This window comes from Paenibacillus curdlanolyticus YK9, from assembly GCF_000179615.1.
Classification (GTDB): Bacteria; Bacillota; Bacilli; order Paenibacillales; family Paenibacillaceae; genus Paenibacillus_T; species Paenibacillus_T curdlanolyticus.
The window spans coordinates 100789-125472 of the sequence record NZ_AEDD01000011.1 but is presented as its reverse complement, the minus strand read 5'-3'; the positions used below and the strand labels follow the sequence as shown (position 1 = coordinate 125472).

The 24684-nt window shown below is 54.6% G+C and carries 24 protein-coding genes; all 24 read right to left on the bottom strand.

Going from position 1 to position 24684, the window contains the following annotated elements; genetic code table 11:
* Positions 1 to 28: 28 nt before the first annotated feature.
* The 24 genes from queA to minD all read right to left on the bottom strand — a co-directional run bounded on the left by queA (position 29) and on the right by minD (position 24683).
* Positions 29 to 1075, bottom strand: a complete 1047-nt coding sequence (gene queA / locus PAECUDRAFT_RS19455) for a tRNA preQ1(34) S-adenosylmethionine ribosyltransferase-isomerase QueA (RefSeq protein WP_006039851.1) — start codon at positions 1073 to 1075, stop codon at positions 29 to 31.
* 21 nt (positions 1076 to 1096) lie between these two features.
* Positions 1097 to 3181 carry a SpoIID/LytB domain-containing protein gene (locus PAECUDRAFT_RS19450; RefSeq protein ID WP_006039850.1) on the bottom strand — a complete coding sequence of 695 codons (2085 nt, stop codon included), beginning with the start codon at positions 3179 to 3181 and terminating at the stop codon, positions 1097 to 1099.
* A gap of 38 nt (positions 3182 to 3219) precedes the next feature.
* Entirely contained in the window at positions 3220 to 4197 is a 978-nt protein-coding gene (gene ruvB, locus PAECUDRAFT_RS19445; protein ID WP_040713479.1) for a Holliday junction branch migration DNA helicase RuvB, read from the bottom strand.
* A 54-nt stretch (positions 4198 to 4251) separates the two neighbouring features.
* Entirely contained in the window at positions 4252 to 4884 is a 633-nt protein-coding gene (gene ruvA, locus PAECUDRAFT_RS19440) for a Holliday junction branch migration protein RuvA (RefSeq protein ID WP_006039848.1), read from the bottom strand.
* A complete protein-coding gene (gene ruvC / locus PAECUDRAFT_RS19435) occupies positions 4884 to 5384 on the bottom strand; it encodes a crossover junction endodeoxyribonuclease RuvC (RefSeq protein WP_006039847.1) in 501 nt (166 codons plus the stop codon). Before ruvC ends, ruvA begins: the two co-directional genes overlap by 1 nt.
* 174 nt (positions 5385 to 5558) lie before the next feature.
* Positions 5559 to 6227, bottom strand: a complete 669-nt coding sequence (locus PAECUDRAFT_RS19430) for a BofC C-terminal domain-containing protein (protein WP_006039846.1) — start codon at positions 6225 to 6227, stop codon at positions 5559 to 5561.
* 134 nt (positions 6228 to 6361) lie between these two features.
* On the bottom strand, positions 6362 to 8143 hold the full coding sequence (locus PAECUDRAFT_RS24925; RefSeq protein ID WP_006039845.1) for a LysM peptidoglycan-binding domain-containing protein: 1782 nt from the start codon (positions 8141 to 8143) through the stop codon (positions 6362 to 6364).
* Between the two features lie 161 nt (positions 8144 to 8304).
* Entirely contained in the window at positions 8305 to 9189 is an 885-nt protein-coding gene (gene pheA, locus PAECUDRAFT_RS19420; protein ID WP_006039844.1) for a prephenate dehydratase, read from the bottom strand.
* The gene (gene thrB / locus PAECUDRAFT_RS19415; RefSeq protein WP_006039843.1) at positions 9186 to 10157 is read right to left on the bottom strand and encodes a homoserine kinase; all 972 of its coding nucleotides are present in this window, start codon (positions 10155 to 10157) and stop codon (positions 9186 to 9188) included. The genes pheA and thrB overlap by 4 nt, the downstream gene beginning before the upstream one ends.
* An 84-nt stretch (positions 10158 to 10241) precedes the next feature.
* Positions 10242 to 11528: a homoserine dehydrogenase gene (locus PAECUDRAFT_RS19410; RefSeq protein ID WP_006039842.1), complete on the bottom strand. Its 1287-nt coding sequence runs from the start codon at positions 11526 to 11528 to the stop codon at positions 10242 to 10244.
* Positions 11529 to 11553: 25 nt separating this feature from the next.
* Complete coding sequence (locus tag PAECUDRAFT_RS19405) at positions 11554 to 11991, bottom strand: ACT domain-containing protein (protein WP_006039841.1); 438 nt, start codon at positions 11989 to 11991, stop codon at positions 11554 to 11556.
* A 143-nt stretch (positions 11992 to 12134) separates the two neighbouring features.
* Complete coding sequence (gene obgE / locus PAECUDRAFT_RS19400; RefSeq protein ID WP_006039840.1) at positions 12135 to 13454, bottom strand: GTPase ObgE; 1320 nt, start codon at positions 13452 to 13454, stop codon at positions 12135 to 12137.
* Positions 13455 to 13471: 17 nt separating this feature from the next.
* Positions 13472 to 14209: a Spo0B domain-containing protein gene (locus tag PAECUDRAFT_RS19395; RefSeq protein WP_006039839.1), complete on the bottom strand. Its 738-nt coding sequence runs from the start codon at positions 14207 to 14209 to the stop codon at positions 13472 to 13474.
* 115 nt (positions 14210 to 14324) lie between these two features.
* Positions 14325 to 14633: a 50S ribosomal protein L27 gene (rpmA, locus tag PAECUDRAFT_RS19390; protein ID WP_006039838.1), complete on the bottom strand. Its 309-nt coding sequence runs from the start codon at positions 14631 to 14633 to the stop codon at positions 14325 to 14327.
* Positions 14634 to 14648: 15 nt separating this feature from the next.
* Positions 14649 to 14987: a ribosomal-processing cysteine protease Prp gene (locus PAECUDRAFT_RS19385; RefSeq protein WP_006039837.1), complete on the bottom strand. Its 339-nt coding sequence runs from the start codon at positions 14985 to 14987 to the stop codon at positions 14649 to 14651.
* Positions 14988 to 14999: 12 nt separating this feature from the next.
* The gene (gene rplU / locus PAECUDRAFT_RS19380; protein WP_006039836.1) at positions 15000 to 15311 is read right to left on the bottom strand and encodes a 50S ribosomal protein L21; all 312 of its coding nucleotides are present in this window, start codon (positions 15309 to 15311) and stop codon (positions 15000 to 15002) included.
* A gap of 210 nt (positions 15312 to 15521) precedes the next feature.
* Positions 15522 to 16763 (bottom strand): Rne/Rng family ribonuclease, encoded by a 1242-nt coding sequence (locus PAECUDRAFT_RS19375; RefSeq protein ID WP_006039835.1) that lies wholly within the window; start codon positions 16761 to 16763, stop codon positions 15522 to 15524.
* 50 nt (positions 16764 to 16813) lie between these two features.
* The gene (locus PAECUDRAFT_RS19370; protein ID WP_006039834.1) at positions 16814 to 17695 is read right to left on the bottom strand and encodes a site-2 protease family protein; all 882 of its coding nucleotides are present in this window, start codon (positions 17693 to 17695) and stop codon (positions 16814 to 16816) included.
* Complete coding sequence (locus PAECUDRAFT_RS24920; RefSeq protein WP_006039833.1) at positions 17688 to 18686, bottom strand: M23 family metallopeptidase; 999 nt, start codon at positions 18684 to 18686, stop codon at positions 17688 to 17690. Before PAECUDRAFT_RS24920 ends, PAECUDRAFT_RS19370 begins: the two co-directional genes overlap by 8 nt.
* Positions 18687 to 18870: 184 nt before the next feature.
* Positions 18871 to 19830, bottom strand: a complete 960-nt coding sequence (locus PAECUDRAFT_RS19360; RefSeq protein WP_006039832.1) for a D-2-hydroxyacid dehydrogenase — start codon at positions 19828 to 19830, stop codon at positions 18871 to 18873.
* 24 nt (positions 19831 to 19854) lie between these two features.
* Positions 19855 to 21093, bottom strand: a complete 1239-nt coding sequence (locus tag PAECUDRAFT_RS19355; RefSeq protein WP_006039831.1) for an ArgE/DapE family deacylase — start codon at positions 21091 to 21093, stop codon at positions 19855 to 19857.
* Entirely contained in the window at positions 21080 to 22504 is a 1425-nt protein-coding gene (gene allB / locus PAECUDRAFT_RS19350) for an allantoinase AllB (RefSeq protein WP_006039830.1), read from the bottom strand. Before allB ends, PAECUDRAFT_RS19355 begins: the two co-directional genes overlap by 14 nt.
* Positions 22505 to 22738: 234 nt before the next feature.
* The gene (locus tag PAECUDRAFT_RS19345; protein ID WP_006039829.1) at positions 22739 to 23884 is read right to left on the bottom strand and encodes an FtsW/RodA/SpoVE family cell cycle protein; all 1146 of its coding nucleotides are present in this window, start codon (positions 23882 to 23884) and stop codon (positions 22739 to 22741) included.
* A gap of 7 nt (positions 23885 to 23891) precedes the next feature.
* Complete coding sequence (gene minD / locus PAECUDRAFT_RS19340; protein ID WP_006039828.1) at positions 23892 to 24683, bottom strand: septum site-determining protein MinD; 792 nt, start codon at positions 24681 to 24683, stop codon at positions 23892 to 23894.
* Between the last annotated feature and the right edge of the window lies 1 nt (position 24684).

Sequence of the window (24684 nt, the reverse complement as noted above, 5' to 3'; positions counted from 1 at the left end):
ATCTTGTCTATTGATCGTAAGTGTGAAGCTAATAAATCAACATGGCATCGCCAAAGCTGAAAAATCGGTATTGAAGCGCCACCGCTTCCCGGTAGGCTTGCATAATTGCGTCCCGCCCCGCCAGGGCGCTTACGAGCATAACGAGAGTCGACTTCGGCAGATGGAAGTTCGTCAGCAGAGCATCTACGAGTTTGAACGAATAGCCGGGGAATATGAAAATGTCCGTCCATCCGCTGCAGGCTTGTACTTGGCCGTCGGTGAACATCGACGCCGCGCTTTCAAGCGTGCGGGCAGATGTCGTGCCCACGGCAATAATACGTCCTCCACGAGATTTGGTTTCAACAATTTGTTGAGCCGTCGTCTCGGATAACTCAAAATATTCGCTATGCATCACATGCTCTTCTACCGTATCGACGCTCATTGGCCGAAATGTTCCCAGTCCGACATGCAGCGTCACATACGCGATCCCTACGCCTTTGCGCTGCAGCTGCTCCAGCAATTCGGTTGTAAAGTGCAAGCCCGCAGTCGGTGCCGCAGCCGAGCCTTCATGCCGAGCATATACCGTTTGGTACCGTTCCCGGTCATCCAGCTTCTCTTTAATATACGGCGGCAGCGGCATCTCTCCCAGACGATCCAGCAGCTCTTGGAAGATCCCCTCATATTCAAATCGGACAATCCGCGAACCATGCTCGCCTTCCTCTTCGATAACTGCGCGCAGCAGCGGCTCCCCTGCCTCATCCATGCCGAACGCCAGCTCCGTACCAATCCGAAGCCGCTTCGCCGGCTTGGCCAATGCTTCCCAACGATTATCGCCAATTGCTTTAAGCAGCAGCAGCTCTACCTTCGCTCCCGTATCGCGCTTAATGCCGAATAAGCGAGCGGGGATAACGCGCGTATCATTCAATACGAGCAGATCACCCGGCTGCACATACTGCTCGATATCGAGGAAGGTGCCGTGCTGCGTTTCTCCGGTGCGCTTGTTCAGCGTCAGCAGACGCGATCCCGTCCGCTCGACGAGCGGCGTTTGGGCGATCAGCTCCTCCGGCAGTTCAAAATCAAATAAATCTACATTCATAGCGCCCGTCCTTACTGTCCATTACTTTCCTTCGATCGTAATATCTTTGTAGTAGTATTGCAAGATATAAGCGTAGTCATACCCTAATTGTGCCAGTCCCAATGCGCCATACTGCGACAGCCCTACACCGTGACCGTTGCCATAGCCGTAAAATCGAAACTGCGGATCGCGCGTCGCGGCCCGAACCTCGCCCGACCCATTCATTATATAGTAATTCGCCGAAGCTGGCTTGCTAGCGCCATCAGCGCCACGCACGTATAAGGTGCCGGAGCTTCCAGGCCTTTCGGCCTTCGCTTCGTCAGCCCCTAGCATCGTAGTGCGCGCCGTCTCGTCGATTGTAAACCGCGTGCTCAGCAATCCGCCCATTAGTGTTCGGTAGCTAATTGGCGTTTTCACGCTCAACGGCTTGCCGTTGACGGACATTTGGATCACGCGCCCAGACTCGCCATATTCGGCATCCAGCGTCTTGACCGGCGAAGCGTTGCCTGTCGACTTCTGCAGCGCTTCTGGCGTGAACGGGCCCGCTACCCAGTTCATGTTGTTAGATTCAACTACGCTGTCGATAACGACGACATTCGTGCCTTTTGGAAGCTTGCCTACGGACGCCAATGCCTCGTTCACAATCGGCGTTTGCCGAACGTTGACACCCTCCGCGCTTGTCGCGAAAATACGTGCGCCTACCGGATTCACCTTGCCCGTATCGCTCAGCAGATCTTCCCGCACGAATCCTGATTCACCGGTTGGAAGAACGACGCGATACCAATTTTTCAACCCTTTGGCTGCACTCTGGTCCGGGCTGGGCACCGATTTCAAATACGGAACGGCATTGCCCCAAATCTCCGTTGCATCCGCCGTTTGGCCGCCGGCATTGGATGAGAACAGCGTTTCGATCGGCTTGCCGTTGTACAAGGCAATCACGCCAGCTGTATCGTTTACAGCCGATGTGGTTGAAGCCTTCTCTCCGGCTATCCCCGTGTACATCTGGCTGAGCTCCGTGTCGTTGACGTGAGCTATGCCGAACGCCAGCCCTTGGTATAACGCATAGGTCCGCGCAGCGACCGCTTGCGACTTGAGCGCTTCCGCTGGCCAGGAGGACGGCATCTCCGATGGAACGACCGAGTAGAGATATTGTTCAAATGGCAGCTCGTTGACGATAGCCAGCTTCCCATTATATACGCTAGCCTCAAATGCGCCTCGATACGTTCGACTCGACCGCTCGCTTAGCTTGATGCCTTGCGCGGCGTCCGTCGAAAGCCACAGCTTAGTCGAACCGGCCGGGAATGAATAAGACACCTGCTTCGATTGTGCCGTTGCCGTGACCGTATGATCGTCTCGAAGCAGCAAATACGGCGTTGCCGCGTCTGCTTCGCGAAGCGCCGGCGCTCCGCTTACCTTGGCAGCCAGCGACTTCACGTTGTTCAGAGCTGTCGCATCCGCTGCGGAGCCGACCATGACGCTGTACGTCCGATTGCCCGCTGCGCTGCGTACGGCAGGATAGGCGTCCAGACCAGCGGCGCCAAACGTCTTCGCGGCATTGCGTGCCGCATCCTCCGAGGCGTAGCTGCCGCCCTCAAGTCGCAGCGGGCCGGACACGCCGGGCTTGGCACTGCCGAGCAGCGATGCTACGTTCGCGTCCTTGCTCCATTTGTCCATTGCGGCCTTGGCAATAGACGCCGTACTATAGCTGCCCTCAGAGACGATATAAACGAGCTTCCCGCTCTTCGACTGCGAAGTAACGACAGCCGATCCGCCCAGCGCCTGAAGCCGCTTCTGCATCGTTAGAGCTGCACTAAAGTCTGTCGTTTCGATCATCTTCGCTTTATAATCATCCACAGCAATCCGAACGGCATTCGTGCCGGCATTGAACCATTGCTCTACGGCGGCAGGCGTTCTTATGCCAATCTTCAACCCGCCTGCGGCCGTGAAGGTAGCTGCTGCCGTGTTGTAATGATATTTGGCAGAATCGATATATAACGCAACGCGAATCGTATCCAGCTTAGGAATCGACGCGCCCTCTGACGGCTTCTCCGACCAGATCGAGACGGATACGGCCATTGCAAGCGTTAATGCGGAAATCGCCGTTCGCTTTTTCAACCTATGCTTCACTAGCCTAACCCCTTCCTTATCCGGTTCGTTGCTAACGTTTATGGCGATTCGCCCGGCACCGGGATGCCCAGATGGCGATAAGCCTGCGGTGTCGCAATCCGGCCGCGCGGCGTCCGCTGAAGCAGCCCCACTTGCATTAAGTAAGGCTCGTAGACATCCTCGATCGTCTGGCTTTCTTCGCCGATGGTAGCAGCAATCGTATCCAGTCCGACCGGTCCGCCCCGGAAGCTCTCAATCATCGCTCTGAGCATTTTATGATCGATCGCATCGAGCCCCATCGGGTCCACGCGAAGCAACTCCAACGCATATCGTGCAAGCTCGTGGGTAATAATGCCGTCGCCTCTGACTTGGGCAAAATCCCGCACCCGCTTCAGCAGCCGATTCGCGATCCGCGGCGTACCGCGTGAACGCAGGGCGATCTCGGTCGCCGCTTCCCCAACGATGCTGACGCCGAGAATATCGGACGCCCGCGACACGATGAAGGCCAGCTCGTCCGTCTTGTAATATTCCAATCGGCTCACTACGCCGAATCGATCGCGAAGGGGAGCGGACAGCAGCCCTGCCCTCGTCGTAGCACCTATTAGTGTAAAAGGAGGCAAATCCAAACGAACCGAGCGCGCGCTTGGTCCTTTGCCGATCATGATATCGAGCGCAAAATCTTCCATCGCAGGATACAGCACTTCTTCGACGGAACGATTAAGCCGATGAATCTCGTCGATAAACAGGACGTCGCCTTCTTGCAGATTAGTCAGCAAGGCAGCCAAATCGCCAGGTCGCTCAATTGCTGGTCCCGACGTTGTGCGCAAGCTAACCCCTAGCTCATTAGCAATAATATTCGACAATGTCGTCTTGCCCAGTCCCGGCGGCCCGTATAGCAGCACATGGTCAAGCGCTTCCTTCCGCAGCTTAGCCGCTTCTATGAACACCTTCAAATTCTCTTTGACATTCGATTGCCCGATATATTCCGCTAGATAGCGGGGACGCAGACTTAATTCCACGGCCTGATCTTCCATCATCAGGTTAGCGGATATGATGCGTTCATCCTCCACATGCCATCCCTCTTTCCATCATTACCCTTTGAACAATTGTTGAAGCGCACGCTTCATGAGGGAATCAACCGATTCCTCCGCTGTAATCGAAGCGCGTAAACCCTCAAATGCCTTATCCAGCTCCGCTGCCGTATAACCGAGTGCGCCCAGCGCTTCCCTTGCCTCCGGCCATGCGCCGGCAATCGCCTGCTCTCCCGTCGTGCCTTTGCCTTCGTTCGTATCCCACACCGAGGGATCAGCGCCGAACGCGAGCGGAGCATTGCCCAGCTTGTCCTTCAAATCGAGAATCATCCGCTGCGCCGTTTTCTTGCCGATGCCCGGAAGCTTCGTGAGGAACGTTACGTTCTCTTGCTGAATCGCCGCGACGATCGCTTCCGGACGACTGCCCGCCAGCACGCCAAGCGCGACGCGAGGGCCTATGCCCGAAACGTCCAGCAGCTTTCGGAACATCGTCTGCTCCTCTCGCGTGGCGAACCCGAATAGCTGAATTGCATCTTCCCGCACATGATGATGAATGTAGACCGTTACTGGCTCATTGCTCCGCGCGAATCCGTAAGGATTCGGCGTGAAAACCCGATACCCGACATCCCGCACATCTAGCACAATATATTCGGTTTCCCAGTGGGCGACCGGACCTTTCAAAAAATCGATCATTATCGTGGTCCCCCGTTCAACTTATTCGTCAGCACAATGGAATGCGCGTGGCAAATTGCAACTGCAAGCGCATCCGCGACATCATCCGGCTTCGGAATGGCGCTCAGCTTCAAAAACATTCGCACCATCTCCTGCACCTGCCGCTTCTCGGCCTTGCCGTATCCCACGACTGCCTGCTTCACCTGCAGCGGCGTATACTCCGCAATGGGAAGACCGCGCTGAGCCGCTGCTAGAATAATAACGCCCCTTGCTTGCCCAACATCAAAAGCCGTCGTCACGTTGCGGTTGAAAAACAGCTTCTCCACCGCGACGGAGTCCGGCTTGTATTTGTCCATTAACGCCGATGCCGATTCATAGACCTGCAATAGGCGTGTCTCCGAAGGCGTATGCGCCTTTGTCTCTATTGAACCGTATTGCACGGGCGTGAGCTTGTGTCCGTCCTTGTCTATGAATCCAAATCCCACGATCGCAATCCCGGGATCTATGCCGAGCACACGCAATGCATTCCTCTCCTTACCAGCCTGCTATGCACAGAACTACCCTCTATTATAGCAAAGAACCGCATCGATGAGAACACGCGTTTCTCTTTCGCTGCACACTGCCGCCACCCTGCTATGAACCACAAAAAAAGCGACAGCCCGCTTGGGCTGCCGCTCTCGTATACACCTTTTTACCTAACGCCGAGTCGGATTCATCACATTGCGTGAAGCATCGATTGCAAAATCGCTGAACGAAGACAAAACGCTGTAATAGGAAGCTTTATCCTCCACTCGAATGCCATCGACCAGACGCTTCCACTCTTCTTTCGGCAGGCGGCTCTCCATAAAGCGAACGTCCAGCTGATAGAAGGTGCGGACCGCGTTTTCTTTTTTAGGAGGGCCCTCGAACAGCGTCAGCCTCCCAGTTGGATCAATGCCGAACATCGCATTCTCCTTGCACTGGAGGGACAAATCGCTTACCTGCTCCGTCAGCTCCAAAATCGGCTCGCCCTGAGTGGATGCATGCAAACTCACATGCGAAACGTTAGGACGCTGTATCAGCTTAACCGCCTCAGCAGACGAACGTAAGCCAAGCGAACGGAACTCCTCTCCGCAAATAAAATGGCGTTGAAGATGCACCGTCACCGAGCTGTTTTTCGCAGAAAGCGATCGAATGATCGCTTGGATTTGCTTAGGCTCCATGTTAGATCCTTGATCAAATGCTGTCCCATAAGCCCGATCCATCGGAATGGCGGACAACAAACTGTATGTGACGAACGCCGCTATACTGCCCAGTGTCCACATTGGACGACCGCTGCGGCGTAGCTTTCGTTTGAGCTGTTTCCATAGGCTGAATGCCTTCATGGCGAATATCCCCTTACATTCCTTTTCCGTTATTGTGCCTGAAATGCAGGGAACTATTCACACGAAATGCAAAACAAACGGGCATCGCCCGCATCCATTAGCGGCAATACCCGTTGTTGCGCCTTAGGAATGGCTTAATTATCGTTAATCCAAGGCTTGCTGCGACGATGCTCGACCGGACGCGGAACGACATTGCGCACCGATACTTTCTTAGCAGGCTTGCGTGGCGGATTCCGTTTGACGGTTTTCGCAGGGGCAGCTTCAGCCTCCTGTACTTCCGCCTTCGACTCCTCTTCCCTGCCCTTGCCTTGGCACCCGCAGGATTTGTCAGCAACAGCCGCCTGAACAGGCCATGTTGGGTAGGCGCCATATGGCCACGAGGAGTGCCCGGCAGCAAACGGGTCCGTCATCGATGGCGACACGAGCGGTGAACCATAGCCATAGCCGTATTGATCAGGGCCGACATTCGCTGGCGATACCAGTGGCGACCCGTAACCGTATTGATCAGGACCCACATTTGCTGGCGACAGGAGCGGCGAACCGTAGCCGTATTGATCAGGACCCACATTTGCTGGCGATACTAGCGGCGAACCGTAGCCGTATTGATCGGGGCCCACATTTGCAGGCGATAACAGCGGCGAGCCGTAGCCATATTGATCAGGACCCACATTCGCTGGCGATACCAGCGGCGAGCCGTAGCCATATTGATCAGGACCCGCATTCGCTGGCGATACCAGCGGCGAGCCGTAGCCGTATTGATCAGGGCTAACATTCGCTGGCGATACCAGCGGCGAGCCGTAGCCGTATTGATCAGGGCTAACATTCGCTGGCGATACCAGCGGTGAATCATAACCATGATGCTCAGGACCAACATTCGCTGGCGATACCAGCGGTGAATTATAGCCATGATGCTCGGGGCCAATATTCGCTGGCGACAACTGCGTTGGCGAGCCATAGCCAAATTGCGCAGGATCGACTTGGGCTGGCGACACATCAGGCATGCCATATCCCTGACCTTGGTCAAAAGCACCGCCTACAAGCGGATTGCCCCACGGATCGCAGTGCTCATCCGCCACGCCTGCCACAGGATGCCCGTAGCCGTAGCCTTGGCCAGCTGGCAGAACCTCTGGCATATGCGGCACGCCATACACGGCTCCCGCCTCCACAGCAGGAATGCCGCATTGCTGAAACAAATGGACGTTCTGCGTATGATACTCGACATGCACGGGATATGTCTTTTCAAGCACGATTGGAGCTGGCGCTGGCGCCGGAAGCGGTGCTGGAATTGGCGCAGGCAGTGGCGCAGGCAGTGGCGTAGGCGCAATTGGCGCTAACGCTTCCGGCTTCGACTCTTCGATCGGCGCTGTTGGCGTCTTCGTAATCGGCGCGGTAGGCGTCTTGCCTGTCGGCTTCTTCCCTGGCATGATGCCTGTCGGAATTTTGCCAGCGAGCCCTTGCACATTGTTCAAAATTGAGGATGGCGAGAAATGGCCGTGGCCAGATCCCGCTCCTGTTCCATTCTGAACAGGCTCCATGTTCATCTGATGCACGATTTGCTCCGCATGCGAGCCATGCGGCTTTGGAATGTTTACGATGTCTCCGGTGAGCAGCACATTCGGATTCGTCAACTGCGGATTCGCTTTAATCAAATCATTCAACGATACGCCCCACGCCTTGGACAGCTTCCAGAGCGTATCTCCTTGCTTAACGACATGCTGATGCATAATGCCGTTGCCGCCACCAGCATGAGAGCCGCCGGAGCCGCCATGCGATGGAATTTTCACCTTCATTCCTACGTCGATCACGTCGGCATTCGTAATACTCGGGTTAAGCTTCAAAATCTCATCAACGGATACGTTATACTTCTGGGCAATCAAATACAGCGTATCTCCTCTTTTGACGATATGGATTTTCACTCCCCGCAAACCTCCTGTCACGGTCTTCTAAGCGAGCTAGGCATAACGATGCCCTCCCGCCAATCCTTACATCCTATGCAGAATATAGGCAGATGTCCCCAGTAAAATAAAAAAAACTCTTCAGGAGCCAAAACGCCCAAAGAGTTTCCTATTACAGTTCTCTATTCCATTTCTTCTGCAGGCTCGTACGTAAAGCTTGGATACGTGCCCATTACCCGAACCTGGAAGCCGATCGCTTCGATTTCGGCAATTGCCGATTGCAGCAAAATCGTATCCAGCGACTTATCGATGTCGATCATGAAATAGTATGTGCCCAGCCGTTTTTTCGTCGGACGCGATTCAATCCGAGAGAGGTTAATACGACGCCAAGCAAATGCGGACAGCACTTGATGAAGCCCTCCCGGATAATCCTCGGGGTGGGAAACGATGATCGTCGTTTTCTGTTTATCCGACGTTTTGCCTTCAAACGGCTTAGGACCGACCAGCAAAAACCGGGTAAAGTTGTTATCATGATCCGTAACGCCTTCTTGCAGCACATCCAGGCCATTGTCAGCTGCGGCTGTTTTCTGGCCAATCGCAGCCCATCCCAGCCCGGGATTGTCCCTAACGATGCGGATCGACTCCGCCGTGCTGCCGATATGCTCCAGCTCTGCATGCGGAATATGCTTGCGCAAAAACTGTAAGCATTGCGCCATGGCGACCGGATGGCTCATCACCTTCTTAATGCGCGAATAATCGATCGCCCCGCTCTCGTCCGCCAGCTCAGAGCGCAAGCCTACGAGATTTTGCACGGATGGATACACCCATTCCGCTTGGATCGGTAAATCTACCTCGTCGATCAGCCAATCCGTATGCAAGCCGACCGACCCGTCGATCGTATTCTCGATGGGGATGACAGCGTAATCCGAGCGGCCTTCAGCCGTGCTCAGAAACACATCCGCAATAATGCGGTGGTAATCATACGATACCCCTTCGATCCCTCTGAACAAATGGCGAGCCGCATCATCCGAAGTTGAGCCCTTCGGCAGCACGGAAACCCGAATCATACGCGCACCTCGCTTTGAATCCGATCGATAAGAGGCAAGTCATCGCCTTCCTCGACTTGAACCAGCTGCGGTCCGCTGTTGAACGGCTTCAGCCAAATCGTTTCAGCCTCGATGCCTTCATCAGCAAGCGTGTCCACCAGGAACTGCTCGAGCTCCTGCTTCCGGCCGCTCTGCGCATCTACGAATGAAATGAGCGTAGGGCCCGCTCCGCTCAACGCCGCGCCTAACGCGCCACGCTCGGACGCATGAGCCAATATCGTCTCCATGCCTGGAATTAGCGGAGCGCGATACGGCTGATGCAGCCGATCCTTCATCGCCTTGCTAATCAGCTCCAATTGGCCAGTCGCCAGCGCTGCGACAAGCAGTGAGCTGCGGCTTACGTTGTAGACGGCATCGCCCATGCTAATTTCTTTGGGCAGCGCATGGCGCGCCTTCTCCGTCGACAGCTGGAAGGCCGGCACAGCTACCAGCGCCTGAAGCGATGGATGCGGGTCGATTCGAACATAGTCGGCTTGCTCGCCATCCCATGCAGAAACAACTATGCCGCCGAACAACGAAGCGCCAACGTTATCCGGATGGCCTTCGAGCGCCGTTGCCATTTGGAATAGCTTATGGTCGGATAGCGGAGCGCCAATTAGCGCGTTCGCCGCAACGAGTGCGCCGACAATTGCCGATGCGCTGCTGCCAAGCCCGCGGGTTAGCGGAATATCGCTATACATGGAGATGGACAATTCCGGCACGGAAACGCCAGCCTCGTTGAACACCATTTGCGCCACTTTATAGATCAGATTGGATTTATCGGTCGGTACGCCGTTCATTTGATCGCCATACAGCGTAATTGTCGTTTCTGGCGCCTGTGCCATCTCAATCCATGCAAACAGTGACAGTGCCATTCCGAGCGTGTCAAAGCCCGGCCCCAGATTTGCTGTGCTCGCCGGCACCTTAACGATTATGCGTGGTCCGTACATGTTTCCCCTCACTCCAGCCTTCTCGTATATAGTCGAAATCGGACGCCGCCTAAGCGACGCCCGAAAAATGTCTTGTTTAGAAGTCTAGCCTTCTACACGATAAACGCTTTTCACTTCGCGAATAACGTCCAGCGATTGGAACGCCTTCAGCACTTGGTTCATGGCCGCTTTATTCGCGTCATGCGTGATGACGATAATTTCAGCTTCCGGATTGTGCGGGTTCGGCTGCTGCAAGACAGATTGCAGGCTAACCTCGTGCTCCGCAAACACTTGCGTAATCCGAGCCAGAACGCCTGCGCGGTCCGCAACGTTCAGCAGCAAGAAGTACTTCGACGAAATTTGCTCGTCCGTCTTCAGCTTCTTCTCTTTGTATGAAATAACGCCTTGCTTGCCGTTCACGCCTAGCTTCAGGTTTTTGACGACGGCGACCAAGTCCGCTACGATGGACGTTGCCGTCGGAAGCTCGCCTGCGCCTGCGCCATAGAACATCGTCTCGCCAACCGCTTCGCCATGCACATAAACCGCGTTAAATACGCCGTTTACCGATGCGATTGGATGGCTCAGCTTCACCATCGTCGGCTGTACGCTGACGCTGATGAGGTCATCCTGGCGCTCTGCAATGCCGAGCAGCTTCACTTCATAGCCCAAACGTTTGGCATAAGCGATGTCTTCCTGGCTAACGGAAGAGATGCCCTGTACCGAAACGTCTTCAAGGGCCACGTTCGCGCGGAAGCCCAGCGTCGACAAAATCGTCATTTTGCGTGCAGCATCAAGTCCCTCAACATCCGAAGTCGGATCAGCTTCTGCATAGCCCAGCTCCTGCGCTTCCTTCAGCACTGCATCGTAGGATGCGCCCTCTTGGCTCATCTTCGTCAGAATGAAGTTCGTCGTGCCGTTCACGATGCCCATAATTTTGGTAATGCGATCGGACGAGAAGCCTTCAATCAGCGTACGGATGATTGGAATGCCCCCTGCAACGCTTGCTTCGTACAATACGTCACATTTGTTCTCTGTTGCCGTCGCGATGATTTCAGGGCCATGCAGCGCCATCAAATCTTTATTCGCCGTCACGACATGCTTGCCGCGCGCAAGCGCTTCAAGAATGTACGCTTTCGTATCGCCAATTCCGCCCATTACTTCGACGACAACGTCGATCTCCGGATCACGAATGACATCCCACGGATCTTCTGTCAGCTTCGAAGGATCAATGCTGATCGCACGCTGCTTCGATTTATTTTGAACGAGAATTTTCTCGATGACGATTGCCGAGCCAACCTGGCTTTGCAGATCTTCTTGATGCCCTTCTACAATCCGAACCACGCCGGTTCCGACCGTTCCTAGACCAAGCAATCCTACTTTAACTGGTTTCATCCGATAACCCCCATCAATCGTATTATTACCCCTGTCCGATGACCGAGGCTTTGCGAACGCCCTCCAAGCTGTGTATCCGTTCCATGAGCGCTGACAAATCTTCCGTCATATATGACGTATCCACGGAAATGACCACATTGGCCAGTCCCTGCAGCGGAATGCTCTGATTAATCGTCAGCACGTTGCCCTCCAAGCCTGCAACCAATCCGAGCACTCGGGATAAAATGCCCGAGCGATGATCCAGGTCCATCGATACCGTCACGATTCGCTCACGGTCCAGCTCGCTAAGCGGGTAGACGCCGTCCTTATATTTGTAAAATGCGCTTCTGCTTAATCCAACGCGCTCTACCGCTTCATGCACGGTAGCCGACTCGCCCCGCTTCAGCATGTCCTTCACCTGAATCGTCTTAACGATCGCTTCTGGCAAAATGTCTTCGCGAACGACATAATAACGTGCCGTCATTTTATCGTCCTCCTGAAAGAGACAATTGTTCACCTATAGTGGACATTGTACGTGAATTTACGTACTTTGACAATAGGCAAACTTAGGCTTGCCCCCGCTTTTGCCTAAAAGCTTATAAAAAAAGACGGCCTGCGCCGTCTTGATTAATACTGATAGTCGCTGCCCTCGAAGAATTCGAACGTGTAGTGGCCGATTCGGCACGTATCGCCGTCCTTCGCCCCGATTTTCCGCAACGCGGCATCGACGCCCAGGTTACGCAAAATGCGGGCAAATCGCATAATCGCATCGTACGAATTCAAATTCGTACGCCGCATTAGCCGTTCAATGCCCTCGCTCTCGACGACGAATATTTCATCCTCGCGGAATACGCGGAACGTAATCTCTTCATTCTTCTCGAACTTGTACACCTTGCGTTCGGCAAGATCGCTTACCTCTTCAAGCGCCGGCTGGTCAGGCACCGTTTCCAGTACGTCAGCTGCCTTATAAAGCAGATCCTGAACCCCTTGACGCGTCAACGAGGACATCGGAATAATGTCGTAATGGCGATCCCCCGCCACCTCAGCAAGCTGCTCCTTGAACAGCTCCAGCTGCTCGTCAGCGCCAGGCATGTCCATCTTGTTGGCTGCAATAATTTGCGGCCTCTCGGCAAGCTTCTCGTTGTACTGCTTCAGCTCGGCATTGATTTTGACCCAATCGTCGAATGGATCACGGCCTTCTGTTGCCGCCATGTCGATAACGTGGATAATAACGCGTGTCCGTTCGACATGCCGCAAAAACTCGTGGCCAAGCCCAACGCCTTCGCTCGCGCCTTCGATCAGGCCCGGCAAATCCGCCATAACGAAGTTGCGGTCATCGCCAACATCAACAACGCCCAGATTAGGCGTAATTGTCGTAAAGTGATACGCCCCAATCTTCGGCTTCGCTCCGGATACGACAGACAGCAGCGTCGACTTGCCGACGCTCGGGAACCCAACGAGCCCTACGTCTGCCATAACCTTCAGCTCGAGCACGACCCAACGCTCTTCGCCCTCTTCGCCGTTCTCCGATATGTCAGGCGCAGGATTGTTCGCCGTTGCAAAACGCATATTGCCGCGTCCGCCGCGCCCGCCGCGCGCAATGATCACTTCTTGCCCGTGGCGCGTCATATCGGCAATGATCGCCTGCGAATCGTCGTCCACGATAACCGTGCCTGGTGGGATGCGTACGATCATATCGTCCGCGCCTGCACCATGCATGCCTTTTACCTTGCCTCGCTCGCCCGGCTTCGCCTTGAAATGCTTCTGGTAGCGGAAATCGACCAGCGTACGCAAGCCTTCATCCACGCGGAAAATGACGTTGCCGCCGCGGCCGCCGTCGCCGCCGGCAGGTCCGCCGTCCGGCACATAGAGCTCCCTGCGATAGGACACGATGCCGTTGCCGCCGTCTCCGCCTTTTACAAATATTTTCGCTTTATCTACAAACATGCTGATTTAGCCTCCGTTCAACCTCGCAGTTCAGCCTTTAGCGGCAGCTCTGCAAGCGACTGCTCCGAACTGATCGGCTGCAGCGGCGAGTTTCTCAGCCGCTGTTTTATTTTGTGCAATGCATCGTCAATGTCATTCCATTCCCCATCATAGAAAAAGACGGCATGCAATGACTTGTCGTCCCGAGCCAGCTGAAGCGTGAGCTTGGCCGGTTCTCCCGTTCGTTGCTTCATACCGAATCGATACATATTCATGAGATCGATTAACGTTTCAGCCACGCCATTCTTATCGATCGGTAATTCTTCCAAATCCAGCTCGCCATCAATCACAACATGCAGCTGCAGCGAATGGGTCATCGTACGGAAGGACTGCAAGTACGTTACGAGCGAAGGAACACCAAGCTTTGCAATACGGCTCTCTGCGATCATTCGCTCCCGAATACCCTCAACATACTGAACAGCTTTGTCTTGCTTATTCATTCGAATATAGCCGTACAACACTTGGAGGTCATTCATCCAGTCATGCCGATGATGATTAAGCGTCCGGATTGCCGAAGTCTGGAGCGCATGCCCGAGCCGGGCTTGCCTGTCTCGCTGCTCCTTGCGTTCCGAATACATCCACAGCACAATCGTGATCGCCGACCAAACGACAAAAACGACAATTGGCCACCATGCTGTTCGCCAAATGAACAAACAGGCTGCTGGCAGCAGCAACGATACCGATACGTAAAGTTTAGCCGAACCTACCCGTTTCATTCGCGAATATCCCACTTTCTATGTAGTGCGGTACATGCCGATTCATACAGATGAGTGTTCTTCCTATTAAAAAACCCGGCCTATAACATCAGGCCGGGCACTGGATGAAGCGTTATTATTCAACTGCTGCAGCTACTGCTGCTTCAGTAACTGGATAAACGCTAACTTTTTTACGGTCGCGTCCCCAACGCTCGAACTTCACGACGCCTTCTACCAATGCGAACAACGTGTCATCTTTACCGATTCCAACGTTAGTGCCTGGGTGAATTTTCGTTCCGCGTTGACGGAAAAGAATGCTTCCTGCCGTTACCGTTTGACCGTCTGCACGTTTAGCGCCAAGACGTTTCGAGTGGCTATCGCGTCCGTTCTTCGTCGAGCCTACGCCCTTCTTGGAAGCGAACAACTGAAGATCTAATTTCAACATGGTGGTTTCCCTCCTTTATTCGACGAGTTGTTCTTGAATAGCAACGTACTTGCCGTACGATTGCTGAATCGTATCGATCATGACCGCCATGCCCTCAAGCAGCAGCTGCACCCGTTCGTCGACGGACGGATCAGCCTGCGTCGGAATATCCGACTGCACCCAACCGTCTCGCATCGACGCCGGAAGCGCTACGCCTGCAACTGCTTCAATCGCATTCACTGTTCCCACGGTAACTGCAGAAACGCCCGCACAGACGATATCTCGTCCACGTTTCGCATAATCCGCATGTCCGGAGACTGCGAACGATACGATTCGCCGATTAGCGGCGCTCCGCACGAATGTGACCGTAATCATCACGTGAACCGATTACGCTTTGATGGATTCAATCGTCACTTTCGTGTACGGTTGACGGTGGCCTTGTTTACGACGGTAGTTTTTCTTCGCTTTGTATTTGTAAACGATGATTTTTTTACCGCGGCCTTGCTTCTCAACTTTAGCAGAAACCGATGCTCCGGCTACAACCGGCGTTCCTGCGACGAGAGCGTCGCCTTTGGATACGGCAAGAACGCGATCGAAAGTAATGCTTTCTCCTGCGCCAGCCTCGAGTTTCTCGATGAAAAGAACATCGCCCTCTTGGACTTTGTATTGCTTGCCGCCCGTTTCAATAATTGCGTACATGGATGGTGCACCTCCTTATAGTCGAAGACTCGCCTGAATCTAGGTGGCATGCGCCAAGCGCATTGCGCTTCTATACCCGATCGGAGCGGTACCTTGTGCGTCCCACGGGGATACCCGCGAACATGCACCCGAGTATTGTATCACGCCCAATTCATTTGTTCAACCCTTATGCAAACTTTGAATAAAAGGAGCGGATGATTTATGCATGATTTATGGTCGAATCGGGTAAAAGGATGCTGCTGTCGCCCTTGCTTTTTTGCGAGTTATTTCCATTAACCCAAGCCTTGTCCAGCCTACAACGGTACATCTGGAACGGTCGCGGCGCACAAGCTCCTCCAGCTGCTGCGAGATGCGCTGCCGGTTCATTTCCTCTTCCATATCGATGAAATCAATAATAATGATGCCGCCGGTATCCCGAAGCCGCAGCAATCGGGCAATCGCCTCAGCGGCCTCCGAGTTCGTCCGATAAAGCGTGTCCTCCAGCTTGTCCGTCCCGATAAATTTGCCCGTGTTGACATCGATGACGGTCAATGCCTCCGTCTCGTCCCATACAATATAACCGCCGCTGGCAAGCTGAACGATTCTGCTGAACGCCGATTCCGTTTGCCGGTCGACGTCATGGTGGGCGAACAGGCTGGCCTTGCTCGCTGCCGGATACAGCTTGACCTTTCGTTCGCTGCCCGGCGCCATCTCGCGAACCAGCGCCACCGTCTGCTCGAATATCGCTTCTTCATCGACCCAGATCTCGTCCGTATCGGCGGTCAGCATATCCCTGACGATGCGATAAATGAGCCCGGCCTCCTGATGAAGCTCAGCAGGCGCCTTCCGCTGCTTGGCAAGCCCGGCAATCTTCTGCCAGCGTTCACGAAGCGAGGACAAATCGTCGCTTAGCGCAGCGTCCATAACCTCTGCTGCTGCCGTACGTAAAATAACGCCTTCCTCAGCAAGGCGCATTCGCTCGCCAAACAATCGGAGGCGCTCCCGCTTCTTCTCGTCATCGATCTTGCGCGACACGCCTACATAACCCGCGCTTGGCATATAGACAAGCCATCTTCCCGGCAGCGATACATGCATGGTGACTCTTGCGCCTTTGACGCCGCTCGCCTCCCGAATTACTTGGACGGTAAGCTCCTGGCCGATCCTCAGCACATCGCGAATGGAAGGCTTCTCTTTATTTTGGTTCTTTCCTTGGGCAACGCCGAGCACGTCGTCGATGTAGAGGAACGCATTTTTTGCCAATCCGATATCCAGAAAAGCCGCCTGCATGCCAGGCAGCACATTCACCACTTTGCCGCGATAAATATTGCCAAGAACAGCGCCCGGCTGCGTACGCCCCGGCTGCTCAGGGTCCTGCCGCTCCGATGCATAATCGGCCAGCACCCTATTCTCCAGAACCGCAGCCTGAACGCCGCCAACTCGGCATTGGACCAGTAATTGCTTCAATACGCTCACCTGCCCGTCCATGATTATTCAGGACGATTATAGCACGATCCGACAGCGGGTCAAACGATCAATTCCCCTATCGTGCGATTAGGATTGGCAGATGAAAAAAATCCATACAGCAGCTCATATTCCGGCAGCACGCCCAGCAGTTCTCCTCGTCGTGTAGTGACATAGATCAGGTGAATTTTGTCACGCAGCAAGAGCCGCAGCACGGACTGCACCGCTTCCTCAGGACGAACGATGATGGGAGATGCGTTGACGCCTTTGGCAATTCTACGCTGGGCATAACGGTCCCGATTCATGAGAAACCGAATGAAAAGAAACGGAAGGTGACGGCGCTGCGTCCAATTGGTCGCAATTAGAAACATCGCGATCGTAAGCAAATTCAGCTGAATGCGATCTCCCGGCCATAGCGGATAAGCACAAGCCGACAAACCTAGCAGCAGGCTGAGCGCAATGCTTATGCCGATTGTCCAGGACAACGCTTTATGATAGGCCAACATGCTGCCAAGCAAGCACTGCAGGAGCTTCCCGCCATCGAGCGGATGAATCGGCAGCAGGTTAAACAACGCAATCATCGCATTGGCCTGAATCAGCCCCTGCGTCCACTCCGCATCCCATACGCCGGTCTGGCCTAGCCCCCAAGCGACAAGGCCCATCCATACGTTCTGAAGCGGCCCCGCCAACGCAACTATCGCTTCCTCTCGCGATGGCATTCCTCCCGCTTCCTCAACCTCGGCAACGCCGCCGAAGGGCAGCAGCTTAACCTCACGTATCGTCCAGCCAAATGCGCGCGCCGCCACGACATGGCCCAGCTCATGCACAAAAACGAGGACGAACAGCGTCAAAAGCTCGGCAAACCGGCCTGCCGCAATAGATAACAGCATCACGATGACGAACAGCGGATGGACAGACCATATAATGCCAAACGCTTTAATCAAGCGGAATCACGTCCGTCGGATCGACGTAACGCCCTTCTTCTTTCACTGCAAAATAAAGCAGGCTCGACTCGCCCTCGGCAGCCGTGCGCAAATGTCCGATCACATCGCCCGCTTCTACCCAATCGTTCTTGCTTACCGATGAGGCGGCAAGCTTGCCATAATGCGTTTGCCTTCCGCCCGCATGCTGAATGACGACAGTTTGTCCTTCGCCGTTATCCGGCGTAAGCAAGATAACCTGCCCTGTTTCTGCAGCCGCGACCGCCTCACCCGATTCCCCTGCCAATTCTATGCCGCTTAGCGACTCCGCGAACGACCTGACCAGCGTCGATTCCGGCAGAGGAGAGACGACAGCCATCGTCGTCTGGGCGCCGCCGCCAACTGTCTGCGCCTCGTGATTATCGCCGAATAGCGGAATAAACACAGGCGAGCCTGCGAACGTTTTGGCATACCAGTCGGATACGCCTTTAAAATTAATTTCGGACGTTAGCGCAGCCGTGACGAACGTTTGTCCTTCCACAGCCGGGCCTTCATTGAGCCTGAACATTCCCCACACCGCACCGAACAAAATAGCGCTTGCCGCCAGCTGTAAGCCAAGCATCCGCCATAAGCGCGGCCCGCCGCCTGCATGCAATCGGATAGACGGGTCTGTCGGCCGCTGCGGCCCCGATTCCCAGCCAAGCCACGGCGCTCCGTTGGCTTTCCATAGCTTCTCGGGGTCCTGCTCATAAGGCGCCATTGCCTTCGTATCCTTCATGTCCGTTTTTCTCGCAAAAGATGGGGGCGATGGCGGATGAGATTGCCTTGGCTGTGGCGATGGCGGCGACAGAGCCGGCTTTGCCTGCACGGCGGCAGGCGGCGGCACGCTCGTCATTCCGCCTTGCGAATATGGCGGAAGCTCAATATAGGGCTCCTCCCAAGATGGAATTGCTCGTCCCTGCTCGATAATACGGCGAATCCGCTGCTGCTGCCTCTCGCGGATGCGATCATTCATCCTCATCGCCCTCCTTCACTTGTCCTATATGTATGACAACGCTGGGACAACTATGAAACAAAGTGAAGGCGTGCGTCCGCTTGATTACGAATGAATCAAAAAAAACGGTTGCAGCCAAAGATGCATATTGCGCATCAATCGCTATAACCGTTTTTTTGCAACCAAATGAGCTTAAGTATTTACTTTACTCGTTTACTTGATTGACCGTCTCGCCAGCCAAATATTGTGTCAAGTTCTGGACCGCAATTCCCATCAGTCGTTCTCTCGCCTCGAGGGTTGCCCAGCCGATATGCGGCGTAATGATGCAATTGCGCGCCGTCAGCAGCGGATTATCCGGCTTCGGCGGCTCTACTGCGAGCACATCCAATGCCGCTCCCGCAATCGTGCCAGCATTGAGCGCTTCCGCAAGATCCGCCTCCACCACATGGCCCCCGCGCGCCGTATTAATGAAAAACGCCGAAGGCTTCATTCGTGCAATTGCTGCCTTGTTCACAAGCCCCTCCGTGAGCGGCGTAAGCGGGCAATGCAGCGTAATGAAATCCGAGCGCTCCAGCAGCTCTTCCAGCGAAACGAATGGTATCTGCTCCAGTCCCGGCACCTGCTTCGCCGTACGGGAATGGACCAGCACCTGCATGCCGAAGGCTAGCGCTGCTCGCGCCACCTGCTGGCCGATTTGGCCGAAGCCCACGATCCCGATCGTTTTGCCTGCGAGCTCGATCAACGGATAGCTGGCGAACATAAAGTCGGCGCTAGCGCTCCATCGCCCTCCCTGCGCTTCATCGCTATGACGCTGCACGTGATGGCAATGCTCAAGCAAATAAGCAAAAACAAGCTGAACGACCGAAGCCGTACTATAATCGGGAACATTCGTCACGACAATGCCGCGCTCGGAAGCCGCTGCCGTATCGACTACGTTATAACCCGTGGCCAGTACGCCAATGTACCGCAAATTGGGCAATTCAGAAATTGCAGCCGCATCCAAGGACGTTTTGTTCGTAAACAGCACATCCGCGCCTTGCGCGCGCTCCAGCAGCTGATCGCGCCTCGTGCGGTCGTATACAGTCAAACTGCCAAGCTGCTCCAACGGCGCCCAGCTCAAATCGCCGGGGTTCAGCGTATAGCCATCCAACACCACTATGTTCATGCCTGATCTCCTTCAATTGCACACTTATGCAAGGTTTAATAAATCATACAGCGACAGGGCGACGATCCGCACAGCAGCTGAAACATCCGATAGCCGGACATGCTCATCCGCTCGATGTCCATTTGCTTCTGCCAACGTACGCGGACCCGCTCCGAACATGACCGTCGGAATGCCCGCTTCGTAAAAATGCCTCGCGTCCGCGTACAAGGGCACGCCTTCGACCGGCAAACGGCTTCCCAGCATTCGGCTGGCATTGCTCTGGATCGCGCCGATAAGCGGCGAGCTCTCCGAGACAGGACCGAACGGCAATGCCAGCAAAATGCGGCGAACCTCTATCGCAACGCCTGGATATCGCTCGGCGGCTTGCTCAAGCCGCGCTATCAGCTCCCGCTCAACCTGCTCTGGCCGCTCCTCCGGTATGATTCGACGATCCAGCCGAATCGCACAACGATCCGGCACCACATTCGTGTTGATGCCGCCGTTAATCAATCCGATATTCAGCGTCGGCGAATGGATGCCGATCACGCTCGACTGTATCGTTCGCAGCTCTGCGCGATGCGCGTACAGCACATTCAGCAGTCCATTCATCGCTTCGATGGCATCTGCTCCCGTATCCGGGATGGCGGCGTGCGCCGACTTGCCTTTAACGGTTACCTCCAGATGCAAGCACCCGTTATGCGCATTCACGATTGAATGGGTAAACCCTGCGCAAATCGCATAATCCGGCCGGATTTGACCTTGCTTCAGCAGCCGCTGCGGGCCGATTTCGCCGCCTGTTTCCTCGTCAAAGGTAAACGCAAGCACGAGCTTCCCCGCACCGGCTGCACGCGTTTCGCGAAGCGCCATCGCAGCGAACGTATACACCGCGATGTCCGACTTGGATACCGCGGCTCCGCGACCATAGAGTTTGCCTTCCACGATATCGCCAGCGTATGGATCAAATCGCCATCCTTCGCCCGGCGGCACAACGTCGCCGTGAGCATTCAAAGCGATGACCGGCCCTCGGCCATCGCCTACGACTAGCTCTGCCATGACATTATCGACAGCCTGCATGCCCGCTAATTGTACGGCCTCAGCAGGCACGGGCAGCCTCACTGGAGCAAAGCCACACTGGGCAAGCAGCTCCGCCGTTTTGGCTGCAATCGGCCTGCAATCGCCAAGCGGGTTATCCGAGGGTACGCGCACGAGCGATTGAATCATCTCATATAACCGTTCATCATGCTGATCGAGCCACGCCAATAGCTTTCCTTTATCCTCGTCCATCGGCTGCGTTCCCCCTCTCTATTCGCTGGGCCTCTGAGAAACCCGTGGGACGGATGAGGATGCCCTCCAGTTGGTTATCGGCAATCCCAGCACCGCCAGCTTCGTAGACCGTCTGGCCGCGCACTAGCGTGCGGAGAACGCGGCAGCCGAATGTTTTGCCGACATAAGGGCTCTGCCGATGCCGATCCAGCAGGTGCTCCCGCTTCAGCGTGTACGGCTGGTTCATATCCACAATCGCCAAATCAGCGTCTAACCCGATTCGAATCTCACCCTTACGATCCGATATTCCGAACCGCCGCGCCGGCGCAGTCGCAAGAACGCGAGCTGCTGTCACGAGGGAAATCCCGCGTTTTAGACAGCCCTCGTCGAGCATCAGCTCCATCGTGCTCTGTGCGCCCGAAATGCCGCCCCATATTTCAAAGTAATTATCGCCCAGCTTCAGCTCGGGCGGACAGGGCGAATGATCGGAGGAAACCAGATCAATCGTACCGTCCGCGATCAACTCCCACATCCGCTCCAGGTTGGACGTATCTCGCAGCGGCGGCGCACACTTGGCGATTGCTCCGAGCTCCACAAAGTCATCTACCGTCAGCGTTAAGTAATGGGCGCAGGTTTCAATCGACGCGTCCACGCCCGATCGTCGCGCTTCCGCAATGTCCATGACTGCCTCCGCACTGCTGATATGAACAAAATGGACCGGACAGCCTGTTAGCTCGGCAGCCAGCAATGCTCGCCGCACAGCGTCGCGCTCCGCCCATACGGGACGCGTCATCGCATAAGAACGGGCATCCACAAGCCCTTCGTTACGCATTTCGTCGGCAAGGGCGGAGACGATTGATTCGCTCTCCGCGTGGAGCGCGAGCAGCCTTCCGGTGGGCGCGATCCGCGCCATCCCTCTGAGCAGAAGAAGATCATCCACCTCGCGGAAATCCCCTTCCTCGGTCGTTCCCGGCGAAGACATAAAAGCTTTGAACCCGATGACGCCAGCCTCCGCTAACGGTTCAATCTGATCCAGAAAACCGGGCATTAATCCGCCCCACAGGCCGTAATCGATACGCGACGCCGATTCAGCTGCACGCTGCTTGCGCTTTAGAGCGGCAAGCGATACGGTCGGCGGCCTCCCATTCAACGGCATATCAAAGCAGGTCGTACAACCGCCTGCCGCAAGCGCTGACGTTCCGGTACGGAAGCCCTCCCAATGGCCAAGGCCTGGCTCATTGAGATGGACATGGACATCAATCGCTCCCGGCAGAACGGTCAAGCCCGCAGCAGGAATGATCTGGGCGTTGCCCGCGTCCAGTTGCTCGCCTAATGCCGCGATTACGCCGCCTGCAATTCCGATATCTAGCCGCTTCACCCCATCTGAAAGGACGACATCTCCGCCTTGCACGATCCATTCGAACTGTGTCATTCTCGCATCATCCTCCACCATTCACAATCGTTCAGCGAACCATAAAGCCGTCCGTGGTTTGCAAAGTTGGGCACAGAATTGCGGAGGTTAGGTATAGTGACATGATACACCTCGAATATACGCCTGTCATGAGGTCATATCGTTAATGTTTTCCCTATTTTTTTGTACACAATGACCAGTCCTATTGCACCAAAAAACTCTCCTTCATCCGAGGATGAAAGGAGAGCTGACAGCTTACGTATCTAATTCATACTTCTCTTGATGCACTTTAATGCTAAATACGAGCCCGATGCATAGCATGTTAAGCAGCAATGACGTACCGCCGTAGCTGACAAACGGAAGCGTGATCCCCGTGATCGGCATCAGCCCGATCATCATTCCGATATTTTCGAAGATCTGGAACACGAACATCGAGACAATCCCGATAATCATGAACGACCCCCGTTTGTCGTAGCACTGGAAGGCAATTAGGATCATCCTGTAGATCAGTAGGAAATACAACAGAAGGAGCACAGCAGACCCTTGGAAACCGAACTCTTCTCCGACGACGACGAAGATGGAGTCCGAGTATGGATACGAGATGAACGCTTTATTTTTCGAATCGCCCTTCAAGTATCCATCGCCCGCAAGTCCGCCTGAACCTATCGCGATCTTCGCCTTGGTTGCTTGATAAACTTCCTTCTCCGATGCGTTGCCCGGATTCATAAACCCGTTAATCCGCTGGTACCAATGCAGCTTCTCGTGCTCGGTCAGATACGTCTTGATTTGAGCATTGTACGTATTGAACAAAATGCCGAACACGAGAATGCAGCCGACAACGACCGATAGCCCTACGAGGACATGCGAATACTTGACGTTTCCGATCCAAAGCATACCCAGCACGATGATCAAATAAATAATCGCATTGCCAAGGTCAGGCTGCATCATGACGAGCATAAATGGAATGAAGGCATACAGGGCAACCGGCAAAACATCGTTCGTGAGCAGCAGCGGCTCTCCCTGTCGCCTACCCATTAGGAAAGCAATGCCGATAATGAGCACGATCTTGACCATCTCCGCCGGCTGAAACTGAAGCCCGCCGAACTCAAACCAGCTGCGCGCGCCGTTAATTTCTTTGGCTAAGAAGAAAACGAGCACGAGCGATAGGAGACCGATCGCATACCAGATATACCAGCCCTTCAAGAGCAACCGATAATCGATCAAGGAGACGAGCAGAACGACACCAAAGCCAATGCAATAGAAAATGACAGTCTTCGTATCATAGGAGGCGTATCGCGGATCGTATGATGTCGCGCTGTGAACGATCATCGTACTAATGCACATAAACAGCAGCAGCAATACGAGGATACCCCAGTCTAGCTTCTTGAATTTATTAATCACATTCAATTCATCCTATTCCAAGGAACTTGCGGAATCGTTTGAGCATCCCCGTCTTATCTTCTAAGGGCATAAGCGGAACCATATCGCCTAAAATTCGGCGCGCAATATTGCGATAAGCGATCGCGGCACGCGACGAAGGGTCCATGACCGTCGGCTCTCCGGCGTTGGCAGACTTGATGACTTTCTCGTCATCCGGCACGATACCGAGCAAATCGATTGCAAGCACCTGACACACTTCGTCGATATCGAGCATATCGCCTGTCTTCAACATGCTTGGCCGAATTCGATTGATCACGAGCTTCGATGCAACCTGCGATTGTTCAAGCAAACCGATCACGCGATCCGCATCGCGAACAGCCGCGTTTTCCGGCGTTGTAACGACAATTGCCCGATCCGCCCCAGCAATTGCATTACGGAAACCTTGTTCAATTCCTGCTGGACAATCGATAATAACAAAATCAAAATCCTTCTTTAATTCAAGAATCATGTCGCGCACTTGCTCTGGCGAAACATCATGCTTATCCTTCGTTTGAGCGGCGGGCAGCATATACAACTCTTCGAACCGCTTGTCCTTCACGAGCGCTTGCTGCAAGCGGCAGCGTCCCTCTGCAACATCGACAAGGTCATATACGATACGGTTCTCAAGACCCATCACGACATCCAGATTGCGCAATCCGATATCCGTATCGACCATGCATACTTTTTTGCCGAGTAGCGCAAGTGCCGTGCCCAAATTCGCAGACGTCGTCGTCTTGCCGACGCCTCCTTTTCCTGAAGTTACGACTATCGCATCTCCCATG

Coding starts and splice junctions, on each gene's coding strand:
- rpmA (WP_006039838.1), bottom strand. CDS start 14,633: ATGTTGAAATTAGATCTTCAGTTGTTCGCTTCCAAGAAGGGCGTAGGC.
- minD (WP_006039828.1), bottom strand. CDS start 24,683: ATGGGAGATGCGATAGTCGTAACTTCAGGAAAAGGAGGCGTCGGCAAG.
- PAECUDRAFT_RS19360 (WP_006039832.1), bottom strand. CDS start 19,830: ATGAACATAGTGGTGTTGGATGGCTATACGCTGAACCCCGGCGATTTG.
- ruvB (WP_040713479.1), bottom strand. CDS start 4,197: ATGATGGAAGATCAGGCCGTGGAATTAAGTCTGCGTCCCCGCTATCTA.
- PAECUDRAFT_RS19405 (WP_006039841.1), bottom strand. CDS start 11,991: ATGACGGCACGTTATTATGTCGTTCGCGAAGACATTTTGCCAGAAGCG.
- allB (WP_006039830.1), bottom strand. CDS start 22,504: ATGACACAGTTCGAATGGATCGTGCAAGGCGGAGATGTCGTCCTTTCA.
- PAECUDRAFT_RS19355 (WP_006039831.1), bottom strand. CDS start 21,093: ATGGACGAGGATAAAGGAAAGCTATTGGCGTGGCTCGATCAGCATGAT.
- ruvA (WP_006039848.1), bottom strand. CDS start 4,884: ATGATCGATTTTTTGAAAGGTCCGGTCGCCCACTGGGAAACCGAATAT.
- PAECUDRAFT_RS24920 (WP_006039833.1), bottom strand. CDS start 18,686: ATGAATGATCGCATCCGCGAGAGGCAGCAGCAGCGGATTCGCCGTATT.
- queA (WP_006039851.1), bottom strand. CDS start 1,075: ATGAATGTAGATTTATTTGATTTTGAACTGCCGGAGGAGCTGATCGCC.
- PAECUDRAFT_RS19430 (WP_006039846.1), bottom strand. CDS start 6,227: ATGAAGGCATTCAGCCTATGGAAACAGCTCAAACGAAAGCTACGCCGC.
- PAECUDRAFT_RS19395 (WP_006039839.1), bottom strand. CDS start 14,209: ATGAAACGGGTAGGTTCGGCTAAACTTTACGTATCGGTATCGTTGCTG.
- thrB (WP_006039843.1), bottom strand. CDS start 10,157: ATGTACGGACCACGCATAATCGTTAAGGTGCCGGCGAGCACAGCAAAT.
- rplU (WP_006039836.1), bottom strand. CDS start 15,311: ATGTACGCAATTATTGAAACGGGCGGCAAGCAATACAAAGTCCAAGAG.
- pheA (WP_006039844.1), bottom strand. CDS start 9,189: ATGATTCGGGTTTCCGTGCTGCCGAAGGGCTCAACTTCGGATGATGCG.
- PAECUDRAFT_RS19385 (WP_006039837.1), bottom strand. CDS start 14,987: ATGATTACGGTCACATTCGTGCGGAGCGCCGCTAATCGGCGAATCGTA.
- obgE (WP_006039840.1), bottom strand. CDS start 13,454: ATGTTTGTAGATAAAGCGAAAATATTTGTAAAAGGCGGAGACGGCGGC.
- PAECUDRAFT_RS19410 (WP_006039842.1), bottom strand. CDS start 11,528: ATGAAACCAGTTAAAGTAGGATTGCTTGGTCTAGGAACGGTCGGAACC.